General features: G+C 58.0%; 10 protein-coding genes. All 10 read left to right on the top strand.

Annotation, left to right across the window (positions count from 1 at the left end):
• Positions 1-19 precede the first annotated feature (19 nt).
• The gene (locus MUN82_RS11455; protein ID WP_245090315.1) at positions 20-2,806 is read left to right on the top strand and encodes a glycoside hydrolase family 2 protein; all 2,787 of its coding nucleotides are present in this window, start codon (positions 20-22) and stop codon (positions 2,804-2,806) included.
• A gap of 277 nt (positions 2,807-3,083) precedes the next feature.
• Positions 3,084-3,587, top strand: a complete 504-nt coding sequence (locus MUN82_RS11450; RefSeq protein WP_245090313.1) for a hypothetical protein — start codon at positions 3,084-3,086, stop codon at positions 3,585-3,587.
• A gap of 170 nt (positions 3,588-3,757) precedes the next feature.
• Entirely contained in the window at positions 3,758-4,381 is a 624-nt protein-coding gene (locus MUN82_RS11445) for a hypothetical protein (protein ID WP_245090311.1), read from the top strand.
• Positions 4,382-4,590: 209 nt separating this feature from the next.
• A complete protein-coding gene (locus MUN82_RS11440) occupies positions 4,591-7,314 on the top strand; it encodes an alpha-L-rhamnosidase (RefSeq protein ID WP_245090309.1) in 2,724 nt (907 codons plus the stop codon).
• 218 nt (positions 7,315-7,532) lie between these two features.
• A complete protein-coding gene (locus MUN82_RS11435) occupies positions 7,533-8,684 on the top strand; it encodes a sialidase family protein (RefSeq protein WP_245090307.1) in 1,152 nt (383 codons plus the stop codon).
• Positions 8,685-8,904: 220 nt separating this feature from the next.
• On the top strand, positions 8,905-10,329 hold the full coding sequence (locus MUN82_RS11430) for an alpha/beta hydrolase family protein (protein WP_245090305.1): 1,425 nt from the start codon (positions 8,905-8,907) through the stop codon (positions 10,327-10,329).
• 156 nt (positions 10,330-10,485) lie between these two features.
• Positions 10,486-12,354, top strand: coding sequence for a right-handed parallel beta-helix repeat-containing protein (locus MUN82_RS11425; protein ID WP_245090298.1), 1,869 nt, complete (start codon positions 10,486-10,488; stop codon positions 12,352-12,354).
• 77 nt (positions 12,355-12,431) lie between these two features.
• Complete coding sequence (locus MUN82_RS11420) at positions 12,432-14,708, top strand: alpha-L-rhamnosidase-related protein (protein WP_245090296.1); 2,277 nt, start codon at positions 12,432-12,434, stop codon at positions 14,706-14,708.
• A gap of 50 nt (positions 14,709-14,758) precedes the next feature.
• A complete protein-coding gene (locus MUN82_RS11415) occupies positions 14,759-15,457 on the top strand; it encodes an L-rhamnose mutarotase (RefSeq protein ID WP_245090294.1) in 699 nt (232 codons plus the stop codon).
• Positions 15,458-15,592: 135 nt separating this feature from the next.
• Positions 15,593-16,696 carry a Gfo/Idh/MocA family protein gene (locus tag MUN82_RS11410; protein WP_245090292.1) on the top strand — a complete coding sequence of 368 codons (1,104 nt, stop codon included), beginning with the start codon at positions 15,593-15,595 and terminating at the stop codon, positions 16,694-16,696.
• Positions 16,697-16,716: the final 20 nt, after the last annotated feature.

Raw genomic sequence — 16,716 nt, 5'->3', positions numbered from 1 at the left:
GGTCCACCACCAGCACATCATGCCCAAATACCTACTCGCCCTACTACTCTTCCTGCCGCTGCAAAGCCTCCACGCCCAAACCACGGAAACCCAGTTCCTCTCCGGCACCGGCAACGACAACACCGTGAAGTGGCAGTTCTACTGCACCGCCGGCCAAAACTCCGGCAAGTGGACCACCATTCCCGTACCCTCCAACTGGGAGTTGCAAGGATTCGGTAAGTACGACTACGGTTTCGCCAAAGACTCGGTCCGAGGCAAGGAAAAGGGCCTGTATAAGTTCAAGTTCAAGGTGCCGAAGAGTTGGCAGGGCAAGACGGTGAACATCGTGTTCGACGGGGCCATGACCGACACTGAGGTGAAAATCAATGGGCAATCGGCGGGGCCTATCCACCAGGGCTCCTACTACCGCTTCAAGTACGACATCACCAAGCTGCTGCAATTCGGCAAGACCAACCTGCTCGAAGCCACCGTGTCCAAGCACTCGGCCAACCAATCTGTCAACAACGCCGAGCGGGACGGTGACTTCTGGCTATTCGGCGGCATCTTCCGGCCGGTGTTTCTGGAGGCTGTGCCCACTACGCACATCAGCCGCGTAGCCGTAGATGCCAAGGCCGATGGCTCCCTGAAAGCCGACGTATACACCGCCGGCACTGCCGCCGACGAAGTGGTAGGCCAACTCTACACCCTGGCCGGGCAGAAGGTAGGCGGCGAGTTCCGCAGCCCAGTAGCAGCTGGCGGTACCACCCACCTGCAAACCACCCTACCTTCCCCCAAGCTCTGGACGTCCGAAACGCCTACCCTCTACCGTGTGGCCATGACCTTGCGCCAGGGCGGCAAGGCTGTGCACACTGTGGATAAGCGCATTGGTTTCCGCACGGTGGAGCTGCGCGAGCGAGACGGCCTCTACCTCAATGGCACCAAAGTCAAGTTTAAGGGCGTGTGCCGGCACTCGTTCTGGCCCAGCTCCGGTCGCACCACCAGCAAGAAGCTGAGCATTGCCGACGTGCAAATGATGAAGGACATGAACATGAACGCCGTGCGCATGTCGCACTACCCACCCGACGACCATTTCCTGGCCGCCTGCGACTCGCTGGGGCTGATGGTACTCGACGAGGTAGCTGGCTGGCACCAGGCCTACGACACGCCCACCGGCACCAAGCTCACGGAGGAAATGGTGCGCAAAGATGAAAACCACCCCAGCATTGTGGTGTGGGTGAACGGCAACGAAGGCGGCCACAACTTCGACCTCGACCCCGTGCTCGACCGCATGGACCTGCAAAAGCGCCCCGTGGTGCACGCCTGGCAGGTGTTTCGCGGCACCGATACCCAGCACTACATCAACTACGACTACGGCAACGGTACCCACCTGCATGGCCACAATGTGGTGTTCCCCACCGAGTTTCTGCACGGCCTCTACGACGGCGGCCACGGCGCCGGCCTCGAAGACTACTGGGAGCAAATGTGGCGCGAGCCGCTCTCGGCTGGCGGTTTCCTCTGGGACTTCGCCGACGCCGCCGTGGTGCGCACCGACAAGGGCAACATCCTCGACACCGATGGCGACCATGGCCCCGATGGCATCGTGGGGCCCTACCACGAGAAGGAGGGGAGCTACTATACCATCAAGGAAGTGTGGAGCCCGGTGTTCTTCGAACGCCGCGAAATCACGCCGGCCTTCGACGGTGCATTCCGGATACAGAACCGCTACCACTTCACCAACCTGAACCAGTGCCGCTTCACCTGGAAGCTAGCCCAACTCCCCGCACCCGGCAGCAAGGCCGCACCTGTTACCAAAACCGGCACGGCCACCGTGCCCAGCATCGCGCCCACGGAGTTCGGCACGCTCAAGCTGGCCCTACCCACCGACTGGCAGCAGCACGACGTGCTTTACGTAACGGCCACTGACCCCACCGGCCGCGAGATATACACCTGGAGCTGGCCCATTGCCCGTCCCGCCCAGGTAGCCCAGCGCCTCGTGACCATGCAGGGCACCAGCGCCGCCAAAGTATCGGAAAGCGATTCGCTCTACACCGTGGCGGCCAATGGCGTCACGCTTACGTTCAGCCGCAAAACTGGCCTGCTGCGGCAGGTGCGCAACGCCAAGGGCATCATTCCGCTGAGCCACGGTCCGGTGTTGGCCGAGGGCGAAACAGCTTTCGAGGGCCTCAGCCAGCGCCAGGAAGGCCAAAACGTGGTCATCGACGCCAAGTTTGGCAAAGACAGCCGCTACCAGTCGTTGCAGTGGACGGTGTACCCCTCGGGCTGGGTGCGGATGACGGCCAAGTATTTCCCCAAAGACTACGATTTTCAGCTGGCTGGCATCAGCTTCAACTACCCCGAAAAGGAGGTAAAAGGCATCCAGTGGCGCGGCGACGGCCCCTACCGCGTGTGGAAAGACCGCATGAAAGGCACCAACCTGGGCGTGTGGACCAAAGACTACAACAACACCAGCACCGGCGAGCCCGACGGCACCAAGTCCCCCGTGTACCCCGAGTTCAAGGGCTACTACTCCAACTTCTACTGGCTCACGCTCCAGACCACCGGCCAGCCCCTCACCATCCTCTGCGACCAAGAAGACGTGTACCTGCGCCTGTTCACGCCCCGCTTCGGCGCCAAGCCCTACAACACGGCCCCAGCCTTCCCCAGCGGCAACCTCTCCTTCATGCACGGCATCCCGCCTATCGGCACCAAATCGCAGAAGCCCGAAAACATGGGCCCCATGGGCCGCGCCAACATGTACTACGACTACAGCAAAGACCCTTCGTACGCGAAGGAACTGACGTTGTATTTTGATTTTTCGGGTAAGTAGGGCAGTAGGTAGACCGTCATGCTGAGCGAAGGCGCAGCCGCAGTCGAAGCATCTCTACCGCTTCGTTGTTATCTTTAGCGTTAGTAGCTTGTTAACAGTACTAACGCTAAAGATATGGCCAAGCTAACACGATATACCACCTTCGAAGCGCTGAAGTCAGCCAGTCAACCGACCAACGTAACCTCGTCAGAACGTGACAAAGCACACGCTGAATTTAAAGAGTTTATGAAGCTTTTACAGCGCGAATTAGCTGCTAAGAGAAAGGTGAAATCTTCCAATGGACGATAATCTGGTAGGTAGCATCCTGACTGTTTGCGGCGTCCTCAATAAACAGGATATTGAGTACCTGATTGTTGGCGGTACAGCGGTTGCCTTGCACGGCTACTATAGGCTATCTATAAATGCAGCCGGCGCAGTTGCGGACAAACCCGATTTAGATATTTGGTATAATCCGACCTACGGTAACTACTTCAAGCTCCTGAAGGTACTGGAAGAACTCGGGCAAAACGTTACGGAATATAAAGATGAGCAGACTCCTAATCCCAGAAAGTCATTCTTCAAATACGATTTCGAACAATTCACGCTTGACCTACTGCCTGAACTAAAAGCACCGCTGAAATTTGGTGTGTCTTTTGGAAGCCGGGAAGTTGTTACGGTAGCCGAAATAGATATTCCGTTCATCAGCTTTAATGATTTAATAGCTGATAAAGAGGTCAATGCTAGAGCGAAGGATATAACTGATGTTGAACAGTTGAGAGCGAAACGAATAAATGATAAATAGCTACAGATTGCTGTATAAAAATATGCCCTTCAGGTCGCGTTAACATATGTCTAAAATGTAGTAAAGACGTTTGTCACTACAGATATGTATATTTATTTAAATTGCATCACGCAACAAAAATATTATCGAATATTTTTGTTGCGTGATGCAATTGATTTTTTAGTATAAATATGAAAGCAATTATTAGTGCAGTACTTATTTTGATTGCGAATCCATCTTTTGGGCAAAAAAAGGAGTGTGATTGTAAGTCCGAACCCAAGATGAAGGAGTATACAACTGATTGTAAAACCACTTTTCTTAAGAATGGCAGCAAGTTGTACTGGCAATTTAATTGCAACAGAGTTTGGCTTACGCTTGAAAGTGCCAAGGGTAGGAAAAGAGTACTTAATGAGGTTCCAGTAGATTTATCAGGTTATACTTATCGACTCGGATACCAGTTATCTAAAGAATATAAAAACACATTGCTTTTCAGAAGTGGTTGTCCTGCAAACGGTCCATGTAATTTTGTTTTAATTGATAAAACAACAGGTATAAAATTGAGAGAATTTGGTGAGTTGATTTATGATCATTCTAGCCATAATTTTTATGACTTTGTCTTGTATTTATATTCCCCTAACACATTAATTATATATTATATTGATACAGGTAGGAAATATACTATACGACTTAATGGAGAATTAAAAGGCCTGATACCAGAATATCAATTTAGTGATATCATTGTTAACCAGAATACCCTGACTCTTATTTACACTACAGGAGAGACGAAAGTCAACTTAAGCAAATATCATCCTTAGGCACCGACAAATAAGTGGTTTGTGCATCGAGTTTACTCATGTCCAAATCCTAAAGCATTATGCTAAGATCCTAGAATGATGGAGGGCAAAAAATGCTGAACTAGTGGACGCCAAAAGTGCCCAGCACAGCCCCACGGCCCAGACCTGCCAATCGGTAGGCTCCCCCTCTCCCCGAGGAGAGGGGGCCGGGGGGTGAGGTCCCGTCCACTATGAACACCCGCATTCTACTATATTCTCTTCTTACTGCTCTGCTGCTCACAGCGTTCCGCGAGGCACCCAAGCCCGCCGCCGTGCAGCTGGAGCGCCTCCGCTGCGAGCTACTCACCAACCCAGAAGGCATCGACGCCACCGCGCCGCGCCTGAGCTGGGAGCTGAGCAGCCCCGAGCGCGGCCTGGAGCAAACCGCCTACCAGGTGCTGGTGGCCTCCACGCCCGAGAAGCTGGCTGCCGACGAGGGCGACCTGTGGAACTCCGGCAAAATCAGTTCGGGGCAGTCGGTGCACGTGCGGTATGCGGGGGTGCCGCTGCCCGGCCGCACCCGCTGCTACTGGAAGGTGCGCACCTGGACCACCCAGGGCGAAACCGCCTGGAGCCCCGCCGCCCACTGGAGCATGGGCCTGCTCAACTACCTTGACTGGAAAGGCCGCTGGATCGGCTTCGACCGCGCCTTCCCCGGCGACGACGAAACCAGCCACGCCCGCCTCTCGGCCCGCTACTTCCGCAAAACCTTCAAGGCCGACAAGCCCATTAAGCAAGCCACGGCCTACATCATCGGGCTGGGGCTGTACGAGCTGTACCTGAACGGGCAGCGGGTAGGGGAGCAGGTGCTGGCCCCCGGCCCCACCGACTACACCCAGGGCGTGAAGTACAACACCTTCGACGTGACCCCACTGCTGAAAAGTGGACCCAACGCCGTGGGCGTGGCCCTCGGGAACGGCCGCTTCTACGCCATGCGCCAGCATTACAAGCCCTACAAAATCAAGACGTTCGGTTACCCCAAGCTGCTGATGCAGGTGGAAGTAACCTACGCCGACGGCTCGCGCGACATCATCAAAACCGACGACACCTGGCAGGGCACCGCCGACGGCCCCATCCGCACCAACAACGAGTACGACGGCGAAGAATACGACGCCACCAAGGAAATGTCCGGCTGGGCCACCGCTGGCTTCGACGCTAAAAACTGGCTGAAGGCCGAGTTGGTGCAAGAGCCCGGTGGCACCTTCGAGGCGCAGATGAACGAGAACATGAAGGTGATGGAAACGCTGAAACCCGCGTCCATCAAGCGCCTACCCTCCGGCAAGTACATCCTCGACATGGGCCAGAACATGGCCGGTTGGTTGCGGATGCGGGTGAGCGGCAAGCGCGGCGACAAGGTGACGCTACGCTTCGCCGAAACCCTGCAACCCAGCGGCGAGCTGTACGTGGCCAACCTGCGCGACGCCCGCGTGACCGACACCTACACGCTGCGCGGCGGCGCCCCCGAAACCTGGGAGCCGACCTTCGTGTACCACGGCTTCCGCTACGCCGAAATCGACGGCTACCCCGGCACGCCTACCCTGGCCGATTTCGACGGCCGCGTGGTGTACGACAACATGGCCACGACCGGGGAGTTTTCGACGTCGAACCCTACCCTCAACCAGATCTATAAGAATGCCTATTGGGGCATTCGGAGCAATTACAAGGGCATGCCCGTGGATTGCCCGCAACGCAACGAGCGGCAGCCCTGGCTCGGCGACCGGACTACCGGGGCCTACGGCGAGAGTTTCGTGTTCGACAACTCGCGTCTGTATGCTAAGTGGCTGAACGACATCGAACAGGCCCAGAAAGCCGACGGTAGCATCCCCGACGTGGCCCCCGCGTTCTGGCGCTACTACGGCGACAACGTGACTTGGCCCGGTACCTACCTCACGGTGGCCGACATGCTCTACCGCCAATACGGCGACCGGCAGGCCCTGGCCCGCCACTACGACTCGATGAAGCGCTGGCTGACCTACATGCGTCAGAACTACTCCGCTAACGGTCTCATCACCAAAGACAAGTACGGCGACTGGTGCGTGCCGCCGGAGTCGAAAGAGATGATTCACTCGAAAGACCCCGCCCGCAACACCGACGGCGTGCTCATTGCCAGCAGCACCTATTACCACCTGCTGGGGCTGATGCAAGGCTTCGCCGAGGTGCTCGATAAGCCCGAAGATAAAAAGGAGGTTGCCCAGCTGGCCGCCGATTTGAAAACGGCCTTCAACCAGAAATTCCTGAACAAAGACAACTGCCAGTACAGCAACAACACCGTGACGGCCAACCTGCTGCCGCTGGCCTACGGCATGGTGCCGAAAGAAGACGAAGGGCGGGTGTTCCAGAACATTGTCGATAAAATCATGGTCGAGAACACCGGCCACATCAGCACCGGCGTGATTGGCACGCAGCACCTCATGCGCGGCCTCACGGCCCACGGTCGCCCCGATGTGGCCTACCGCCTCGCTACCAACCGCGACTACCCGAGCTGGGGCTACATGGCCGCCAACGGTGCCACCACCATTTGGGAGCTGTGGAACGGCAACACCGCTGACCCTGCCATGAACTCCCAAAACCACGTGATGCTGCTCGGCGACTTGCTCATCTGGTGCTATGAGGACCTGGCCGGCATCAAAGCCACCACGCCGGGCTTCGCGCAACTTGAAATGAAGCCTACCCCAACCAACGGCCTTACATTGGTGCAGGCGTCGTACCGCTCGGTGCGCGGCCTCGTCAAGAGCAGTTGGAAACAGGACGGCAAGCGCTTCACCTGGAACATCACCGTGCCCGGCAATACGAAGGCGCTGGTCTACATCCCTACCAATGATGCCAAGAAGGTGCAGGAAAGCGGCAAAAAAGCTGCCAGCGCACCCGGCGTGAAGTTCGTGCGGCAGGAGGGGGTAGGGCTGTGTTTGAGGTAGGCTCGGGAGAGTATGCGTTTGTGGTGCGGTAACCGAAGGATGTGCGCCTCACCCCCCGGCATCCTCTCCAAAAGGGAGAGGGGAGCCACGGCGGCGCAAAGGAAGCTTACGTCTCCCAATCGTCCGGTTCCCCATCTCTATTTTTCGGAGAGTGGGCCGGGGGGTGAGGCGCCCCGCCAGAACGACCAGCATAGAACATTGAAGTACAATCAGCCAAGATGAAACACACCCTTTCCATACTCTTCCTTTCTACCCTCACCGCTAGCTGCTCGGTAGCCCAAAAGCAGCCGCAGAGCCAGGCAGCTCCCTGGAAGGCGGGCATCCTTAAAGACGAGTTCATCTTTGAGAAAGCGCCTTTCCCGGAAAGCCACGCCGCTACCATTGTCGAGACGCCGAAAGGGTTGGTGGCCTCGTGGTTTGGGGGTACCAAGGAGCGCAACCCCGATGTGGGCATCTGGGTGAGCAGGCAGGAAAACGGACGTTGGACCGCGCCGGTGGAAGTAGCCAACGGCGTGCAGAGCGAATCCCTGCGCTACCCTACCTGGAACCCTGTGCTCTATCAGGTGCCCGGCGGCGAGCTGCTGCTGTTCTACAAAATCGGCCCGAAACCTTCGGAATGGAAGGGTTGGATGCGTACGTCTAAAGACAACGGCCTGACGTGGTCGGAGGCCAAGGCACTGCCAGAGGGCTACATTGGGCCGGTGAAGAACAAGCCGGTACTGCTCTCCGATGGCACGTTGCTGTCGCCGACCAGCACCGAGGGTAGTGGCGGTTGGCGTGTGCACCTCGAAGCCTCAAAAGACAACGGCAAAACGTGGAGCATGATTGGTCCCATCGACAACGGCCAGACGCAGGGCGCCATTCAGCCGAGCATTCTCAAGCACAAGGGCGGCAAGCTCCAGCTGCTGTGCCGCAGCCGCGACCGGGCCATCCTGGAATCGTGGTCGTCAGATAATGGCAAAACGTGGACGCCGCTGGCCAAAACCTCGCTGCCCGGCAACAACTCCGGTACCGACGCCGTGACGCTGAAAGATGGTCGGCAGTTGCTGGTGTACAACCACGTGCTACCCCCCGGCGACAAAGCCAAAGGCCCGCGCACCCCGCTGAACGTGTCGGTATCGAACGACGGCAAAACCTGGTACGCCGGGGCCATCATCGAAGACTCGCCCATCAGCCAGTATTCCTACCCCTCCGTCATTCAGACCAAAGATGGGCTGGTGCACGTGGTGTACACCTGGCGCCGGAAAGCCATCAAACACACCATTATCGACCCGAAAAAGCTGAAGCTGGTGAAGATTGAAAACGGCCAGTGGCCGACGATTCCGGGGTATCAGGCACCCACAGAAACGGCGGAGATTACGCAGGACTAGTTTTCCCTCTCCTCGGGGAGAGGGAAACTAGTTCTAGAGCTAGCTCCCCTCTCCCCGAGGAGAGGGTAGGGGGTGGTAAAATTTGTCAGAACGATACTAGCTCTAACCTTTCTAATCCTAGCCGAACCACCCCCAACCCCTCCTTGAAAAAAGGAGGGGAGCTAGACTTAGAAACTAGCTCTAAAAGCTACAAGCTAGGGGGGAGGCCCCCGTCAGAACCATGCTCAAAAGACTCATCCCGTTCCTCTTTCTCACCCTAGGAGCCGCCGCGACTCAAGCCCAAACGCCTGCGCCGAACTCCGACGACCAATACCGCGAGTCGCTTCAGCAGGTGCTCGACCAAATTCAGCAGCGCTACGGGGTGAAAATTAGGCCTGATGCGGCACTGGTGAAGGACAAATACGTGACCTATGCTGAGTGGCGCTTCCGACCCGATGTGAACGAGACGCTGAAGAACGTGCTGGGGCCGCTCGACTTGCAGGTGACCCCAACCGGCGACAAAGCCTACAAGCTGAAAACCTTTCAGTATCATCTGAAAACACCCGAAGAAGGAGCCGAACAGCTGGCCTACCTCGCCACCCGCTACCACGACGTGGCCAGCTGGGAAAAGCGCAAGGCTGAGCTGCGCAGCTGCATGTGGGAAGCGCTACGCCTTTCGCCCATGCCGGCCAAGCCCACCAGCAAGCCCATCATCACCAACAAGCGCCAGTACGACGGCTATACCGTGGAGAACGTGGCGCTGGAAACCCTACCCGGTCTCTATATGACGGGTTCCATCTACAAGCCGCTGAAAGCCAAAGGCAAAGTGCCCGTTATCATCAGTCCAGATGGCCACTTTGGCGACGGCCGCTACCGCGCCGATGCGCAGTTGCGCTGCGCCACGCTGGCCCGCATGGGTGCCATGGTGTACAGCTACGATTTGTTTGCCTGGGGCGAATCCCTGCTGCAATTCAAGGGTGAAGACCACCGCCGCAGCCTCGCCATGACCATTCAGGCTCTAAACGGCGAGCGGGCGCTAGACTACCTGTTGTCTTTGAAAAATACCGACCCCACCCGCGTGGCCATCACCGGCGGGTCGGGTGGCGGCAGCCAGACCATGCTACTCACGGCCTTGGACGACCGCATTAAAGTGAGCGTGCCCGTGGTGATGCTCTCGACCTACCATAGCGGCGGCTGCCCCTGCGAAAGCGGCCAGCCGGTGCACCTCTGCGGCGACGGCACCAACAACGCCGAAGTAGCCGCCATGGCTGCCCCGCGCCCCCTACTCGCCATCACCGACGGCGGCGACTGGACCGCCCAAACCCCCGAAACCGCCATGCCCTACCTACGCACCCTCTACGGCTACTACGGCAAGCCCGAGCTGGCGCAAAACGTGCATCTCCCCAAAGAAAAACACGACTACGGCCCCTCCAAACGCCAGGCCATGTACGAGTTCATGGCCAAATACTTGAACCTGAACCTACGTGCTGCCGAAGACGCCTCCGGTAAACTGGACGAATCGAAAGTGACTATCGAAAAGGAGGAGGCCCAGAAGGTCTTCGGCCCAAAAGGGGAGGGGCTGCCAGCCAATGCCCTGCATAGCTTCGAGGAGTTGCAGGCGGTATTCAATAAGGCTAGAACTGCTGATGGACACGCGCAGAAGTAGTAACGGTTCACCTCACCCCCTAGCCCCCTCTCCTCGGGGAGAGGGGGAACTAGCTCTAGTACTAGAATTAGCTCTAAAAACTAGTTCCCCCTCTCCCCGAGGAGAGGGGACTAGGGGGTGAGGTCCCCCATACGAACAACCCCCAACCCGCACTGAATGACCCGATACGCTTTCCTCCTTTCCCTAAACCTCCTCGCTGCCACCACCCAGGCCGCGGACATCTGGGTGTCGCCCACCGGCTCGGACCGCAACCCCGGCACCGCCGAAAAGCCGTTGGCTACCCTGAACATGGCCCTGCGCCAGGCTCGCGACTTGCGCCGCCTGCACGATGCTTCGGTACAGAACGGCGTGCATATCTGGGTGAAAGGGGGCGAGTACCGCCTGCATGAGCCGTGGTTTTTTCGACCCGAGGACTCCGGCACGGCCAGCAGCCCTACCATAGTAGAGGCCGCGCCCGGCGAGGTGCCGGTGCTCAGTGGCGGGGTGAGCGTGACGGGTTGGAAGAAAGCAACTGGTAGTGTTCCTGGTTTGCCGAAGGCGGCCAAAGGCCAGGTGTGGGTAGCCGAGGTGCCGAAGGTAGGCGGCCGGACGCTGAACTTTCGGCAGCTGTGGGTGAACGGCCAGAAGGCTGTCCGTGCTCGCACACCCAACAACGACAACCTACCCCGCCTACTTACCTGGGATACCGATAAACGTGAAACCCTGGTGCCCACGGCAGCCTTGGGCAGCTTACGCCAACCCGCCCAGGCTGAAATGGTGCTGCACCAGATGTGGGCTGTGAACTGGCTGCGCCTCAAAACGCTAACAGTAGAGGGCGACAAAACCCGCGTTACGTTTCAGGAACCCGAAAGCCGGATTCAGTTTGAGCACCCCTGGCCGCGGCCTATCATTGATGGCAAAAACGGCAGCTCGGCCTTTTTCCTTACCAATGCCATTGAGCTGCTCGATGAACCCGGCGAGTGGTACTATGACGCCCCGCGCGGACAAGTGTACTACTGGCCCCGCACCGGCGAAAACCTGAGTACGGCCCAGGTAGTAGTGCCCACGCTGGAAACGCTGGTGCGGGTAGAAGGCACCCTCGATCAGCCGGTAAGCTATGTGCAATTCAAGGGCCTGACCTTTGCTTATTCCACCTGGCTGCGGCCTTCGGAGCAGGGACACGTGCCGTTGCAGGCGGGTATGTATCTGCTGGATGGCTATTCGCTGGCGAAACCCGGTACGCCCGACAAAGCTGGCCTTGAAAACCAGGCTTGGATTGGCAGGCCGCCGGCAGGGGTAGAGGTAGCCGCGGCGCACCACACGTGCTTCGAGCAGTGCCAGTTTTTGCACATGGCCTCGGCCGGGCTCGACTACCAGAGCGGCACCCACGACGATACCGTAGTAGGCTGCACCTTTCGCGACGTGGCCGGCAACGGGATTCAACTGGGCAAGTTCTCCGACGAAAGCGTGGAAACCCACCTACCCTACAACCCCCAGGACGAGCGAGAAATCTGCACCAACGAACTTATTGAAAACAACCTACTCACCGACTGCGGCAACGAGGACTGGGGCTGTGTGGGTATTGGGGCGGGCTTTGTGCGGGGCGTCACTATTCGTCACAACGAAATCAGTCAAGTGCCCTACACCGGCATCAGCGTGGGCTGGGGCTGGACCAAAACCGCTAACTGCATGCGCGACAACCGCGTGACGGCCAACTACATCCACCACTACGCCCAGCACACCTACGATGTGGCGGGCGTGTACACCCTCTCGGCCCAGCCGGGCACGGTTATCAGCGAAAACCGGATAGACGACATCGGCCGCGCCCCCTACGTGCACGACCCCGACCACTGGTTCTACCTTTACCTCGACGAAGGCTCCTCCAACATCACCGTGCGCGACAACTGGTGTCCGGCCGATAAGTTTCTCGCCAATGCCAACGGCCCCGGCAACGTCTGGAAAAACAACGGTCCTATGGTGTCAGACCCCATTAAACAAGCCGCCGGGCTGGAGCCGAAGTACCAGAAGCTGCTGAAAAAGCCCTGACGGTGGCACCTCACCCCCGGCCCCCTCTCCAAAAATGGAGAGGGGTAGCCAGATGAAAAAAACAGAAGACTGATTCTATGTTACAACTCAATAAAGCAGCCGATACAACCAGCAAGAGCCCGCGCCGCCGTGACTCCCCCTCTCCTGTTGAGGAGAGGGGGCCGGGGGGTGAGGCGCTCCGTCTGCTGACAGCCGCGTTTCTCCTGCTTCTGCTCACCCTACCCAACTTTGCCCAGGCCCAGCAAGCTGCCAAAGCCACTTGGATCTGGTACCCCGGCGACTATGAAATCTGGCTGAGCAACCAGATGCAGAACCGCCGCACCGAGCGCGGCTCGTTCTTTCCGCCGTTCTGGCGCCTTGACAGCCACTATGCCCTCATCGACTTTCACCAGGACTATGACCTACAGCAGCCCGAAGAGGTAGAGATTCGCGCCGAAGGGCAGTACAACGTGAAGCTCGATGGCAAGCTTATAACCGGCTACCCCACGCGCATGACGGTGCCGGCCGGTAAGCACCGCATCAACATCAAAGTCTACAACCAGCAGCACGTGCCGGCGGTGTACGTGCGCGGTAACACCATTGGCACCGATGGCTCGTGGTTGGTAACGTTCGAGGATAAAGAGTGGATTGATGCCTCGGGCAAAGCCTCGGACCAATCGGGTACGACGTGGCTGACGGCCGGCTCCTGGAACTTCAACGACCCTCAAACGCTGCCCTCTACCTTCAAGCTCAAGACTGAGCCCAAGCGCGCGGCCAAGGTGACGCGCGGCGAAAACGGCAGCATGCTGGTCGATTTTGGGAAGGAAACGTTCGGCTATGTGCGCCTGCACGGTCTGAAAGGCACGGGTGCCACCACGCTCTACTTCGGCGAATCGAAGGAAGAGGCGCTGAGCATTGAGGGCTGCGAAACGCTGGAACGCATGGATGTAAACCAGCCGCAAAAAGGTGACAAGCTGACGACGCTGTCGAAGGCGTTTCGGTTCGTGAACATCCGGCCGGAAGCGGGCGTGACCCTGGATTCGGTGTCGATGCTCTACGAGTACGCGCCAGTGACGCAACGGGGCAAGTTCCGCTGCTCCGATGACCAGCTGAACAAGATCTGGGACGTGGCGGCCTACACCATGCACCTGAACACGCGGGAATTTTTCATCGACGGTATTAAGCGCGACCGATGGATTTGGTCAGGCGACGCCTACCAGAGTTACCTGATGAATTATTACCTGTACTTCGACACGCCCACCGTGAACCGCACCAACTTTGCCCTGCGCGGCAAAGACCCGGTGACGAGCCATGTGAATACCATCATGGACTACACCTTCTACTGGTTTATCGGCATTTACGACGCCTACCAGTACACCGGCGACAAAACCGTAGTGAAGCAGCTGTACCCGCGCATGCAAAGCCTGATGGACTACTGCCTGAACCGCCGCAACAAAGACGGTTACATGGAAGGCCTGGCTGGCGACTGGGTGTTTATCGACTGGGCCGACGGGCTGAGCAAGCAGGGCGAAGTGAGCTTCGAACAGTTGCTGCTGTGCCGCAGCCTGGAAAGCATGGCCCTGTGCGCCAACCTTGTAGGCGACCAGGCCGGCGCGCAGAAATACCAGCAGTTGGCGTCGGACCTGAAAACGAAAATCTTCGCTACCTACTGGAACCCCAGCAAAGGCGCGCTGGTGCACAGCCGCGTGAACGGCCAGCCCACCGAAAACGTGACGCGCTACGCCAACATGTTCAGCATCTTTTTCGACTACCTCACGCCCGAGCAAGAGCAACAGGTAAAAAAGTCGGTGCTGCTGAACCCGCAGGTGGCGAAAATTACTACCCCCTACATGCGTTTCTACGAGCTGGAAGCCCTATGCGCCCTGGGCGAGCAGCCCTACGTGCTCAAGGAAATGAAGTCGTACTGGGGCGGTATGCTGAACGAAGGCGCAACGTCGTTCTGGGAAGAATACGACCCCACCAAGAAAGGCACCGAACACCTGTCGATGTACGGTCGCCCCTTCGGCAAGAGCCTATGCCACGCCTGGGGCGCCAGCCCGATTTACCTGCTCGGCAAGTACTACCTCGGCGTAAAGCCGCTTTCGGCCGGCTACACGACCTACGAAGTAGTACCGAACCTCGGCGGCCTGCAATGGATGGAAGGCTCGGTACCCACCCCTACCGGTGACATTGCCGTAACCGCCAGCACCAAGCAGCTGAAGGTGAAAGGCGCGTCCGGCATTGGTACACTACGGTTCAAAAGCAAGAAGAAACCCAGCAGTAAAGGCGCGAAAATCCAGGCAAAAGGTAACGGCGAATACGAGCTACAGCTGCAGCCCGGCCGCGAGTACGTAGTAAACTACCAAGCGGTATGATAGCACGACTTCTGCGAAAACCTCTGCGCCATCTGCGGGCTAAAAATTCTTTGAACAAGCCGCACATAGGCGTCCTGCTATTGCTGTGGCTGCTAGCAACCGCAAGCTTCGCGCAATCCGGTCCAACGTCGGTAGTCGAAATCGTCGGCACAACGCCGCTGTCTACGGACAAACTACTGGCCCTTTGCCGCCAGAACGGCGTGCCAACCACAGGTGTGTACAACTGGCAAAACCACCTAGTAGCCTACGGCCCAACGGCCAGCATCAGGAAGCTACAACAGACGGTAAAAGCGGCCTATAAAGGCGCTACCGTGAAGCTGTATGATGCGCCGTTTTACAAGTTCGACCGGCAGCGCTGCACCGACAAGACCACCGCCAAGCAATGGGACAACATCATCCTGACGGCTAACCTCGTCAAGGACGAAGCCAAGCAGCAGGAGTACCTGCAGTACCACGCCACGCAGTTTCAGAAGTGGCCCGAAGTATCCAACGGCTTCTGCAACGCCAGCTTTCAGCAGCTGCTGATATTTCGGCAGGGTAGGCAGCTGATGCTCATTATCAGTATTCCGAAAGGTGCTGACCTGGATGAGCTGAACCCGCGCACTACCCAGAATAACCCGCGCGTCGACGACTGGAACGCGCTGATGAAGCAGTACCAGGAAGGCATTACGGGTACCAAGCCCGGCGAAACCTGGGTGTTTCTGAAACCGGTGGCGACTGTGAAGCGGGCTGTATCTCAAAAACAATAACAACGTCATGCTGAGCTTGCCGGAGTATCTCGCGTGCTGGCGTCTGGAGTGTTCACTCAACATCAGCACGCGGGATTCCTCGACAAGCTCGGAATGACACTCTGATTTGATACTAAACTATCAACCACCAATCGAATGCTAAAAATAGGAATACTGGGCCTCGGCGAAGGCCGGAGCACTATGTCGGCGGCGCTGCAGAGCGAGAAGCTGGAACTGCGCGCCATCTGCGACCGGAACGAGGAGCTGTGCCAGCACCGCATAGCCGAGTTTCAGTACACGGGTCGCGTCACGACGAATTACCAGGACCTGCTCGATGATGCAGAAATCGACATCATTGCCATTTACACCCCCGACCACCTGCACGCCGAGCACGTGTCGCAGGCGTTGCGGGCAGGTAAGCACGTCGTCTGCACCAAGCCGTTTATCGACGACCTGAGCAAGGCCAACGAGCTGCTAGAGCTGGTAGAGCAAACCGGCAAGAAGGTCTTCATCGGTCAAAGCTCCCGCTTCTTCGAGCCCATCAAGCGCCAACGGGCCGACTACGAAGCCGGCCTCATCGGCGAGCTGATTACCATCGAAGGCTACTACCACGCCGACCACCGCTGGTTTCTGGCCAAAGGCTGGTCGCTGGAAAACCGCTTCAAGTGGCTTTATGGTGGCCTCAGCCACCCGGTAGACTTCATTCGCTGGTACCTGCCCAACATCGAGGAGGTAATGGGCTACGGCATGCTCAGCTCCAACGGAAAAGCTGGTGGCCTGCAGCACGAGGATACCATGCACTTCATCTTTAAAGCCACCGACGGCCGCGTGGCCCGCGTGAGCGGAGCCTACACCGGCCCCGTGCAGCCCGTCACCCGCGACTCGGAAATGAGCTGCATCCTGCGTGGCACTGAGGGCGCCAGCCAAGGCGACTACATGGACCTGCGCTACGCCATTACCGACCGCACCGGTGAGGAACGCATTGTTACCTGGGAGCATAAGCTGAAGCACTACTTCCGCTTCGAAGGCAAGAGCCACCACGCCGGCGAGTACCAGAACTACCTTGAATACTTCGCCGATTCCATCACGGAGGGCTTCACGGCTTACCCCGATATCCGCGAAGGCATCGGTACTGTGGCGCTGCTGCAGGCCATGGACCGCTCGTTGCAGACCGGCAAGCCGGTGCGCGTGCAGGACGTTCTGGACGAGCATGGCGTCAAGCTAAATACCAGCTACGCTGCTGCTGAGTCAAGCAACTAGAGCTTGATAGACAAACCAAA

Origin of the sequence: Hymenobacter aerilatus (genome assembly GCF_022921095.1) — a bacterium.
Taxonomy (GTDB): domain Bacteria; phylum Bacteroidota; class Bacteroidia; order Cytophagales; family Hymenobacteraceae; genus Hymenobacter; species Hymenobacter aerilatus.
Note: the sequence above shows the minus strand (reverse complement) of the source record. Positions and strands in the feature narration are given on the sequence as shown.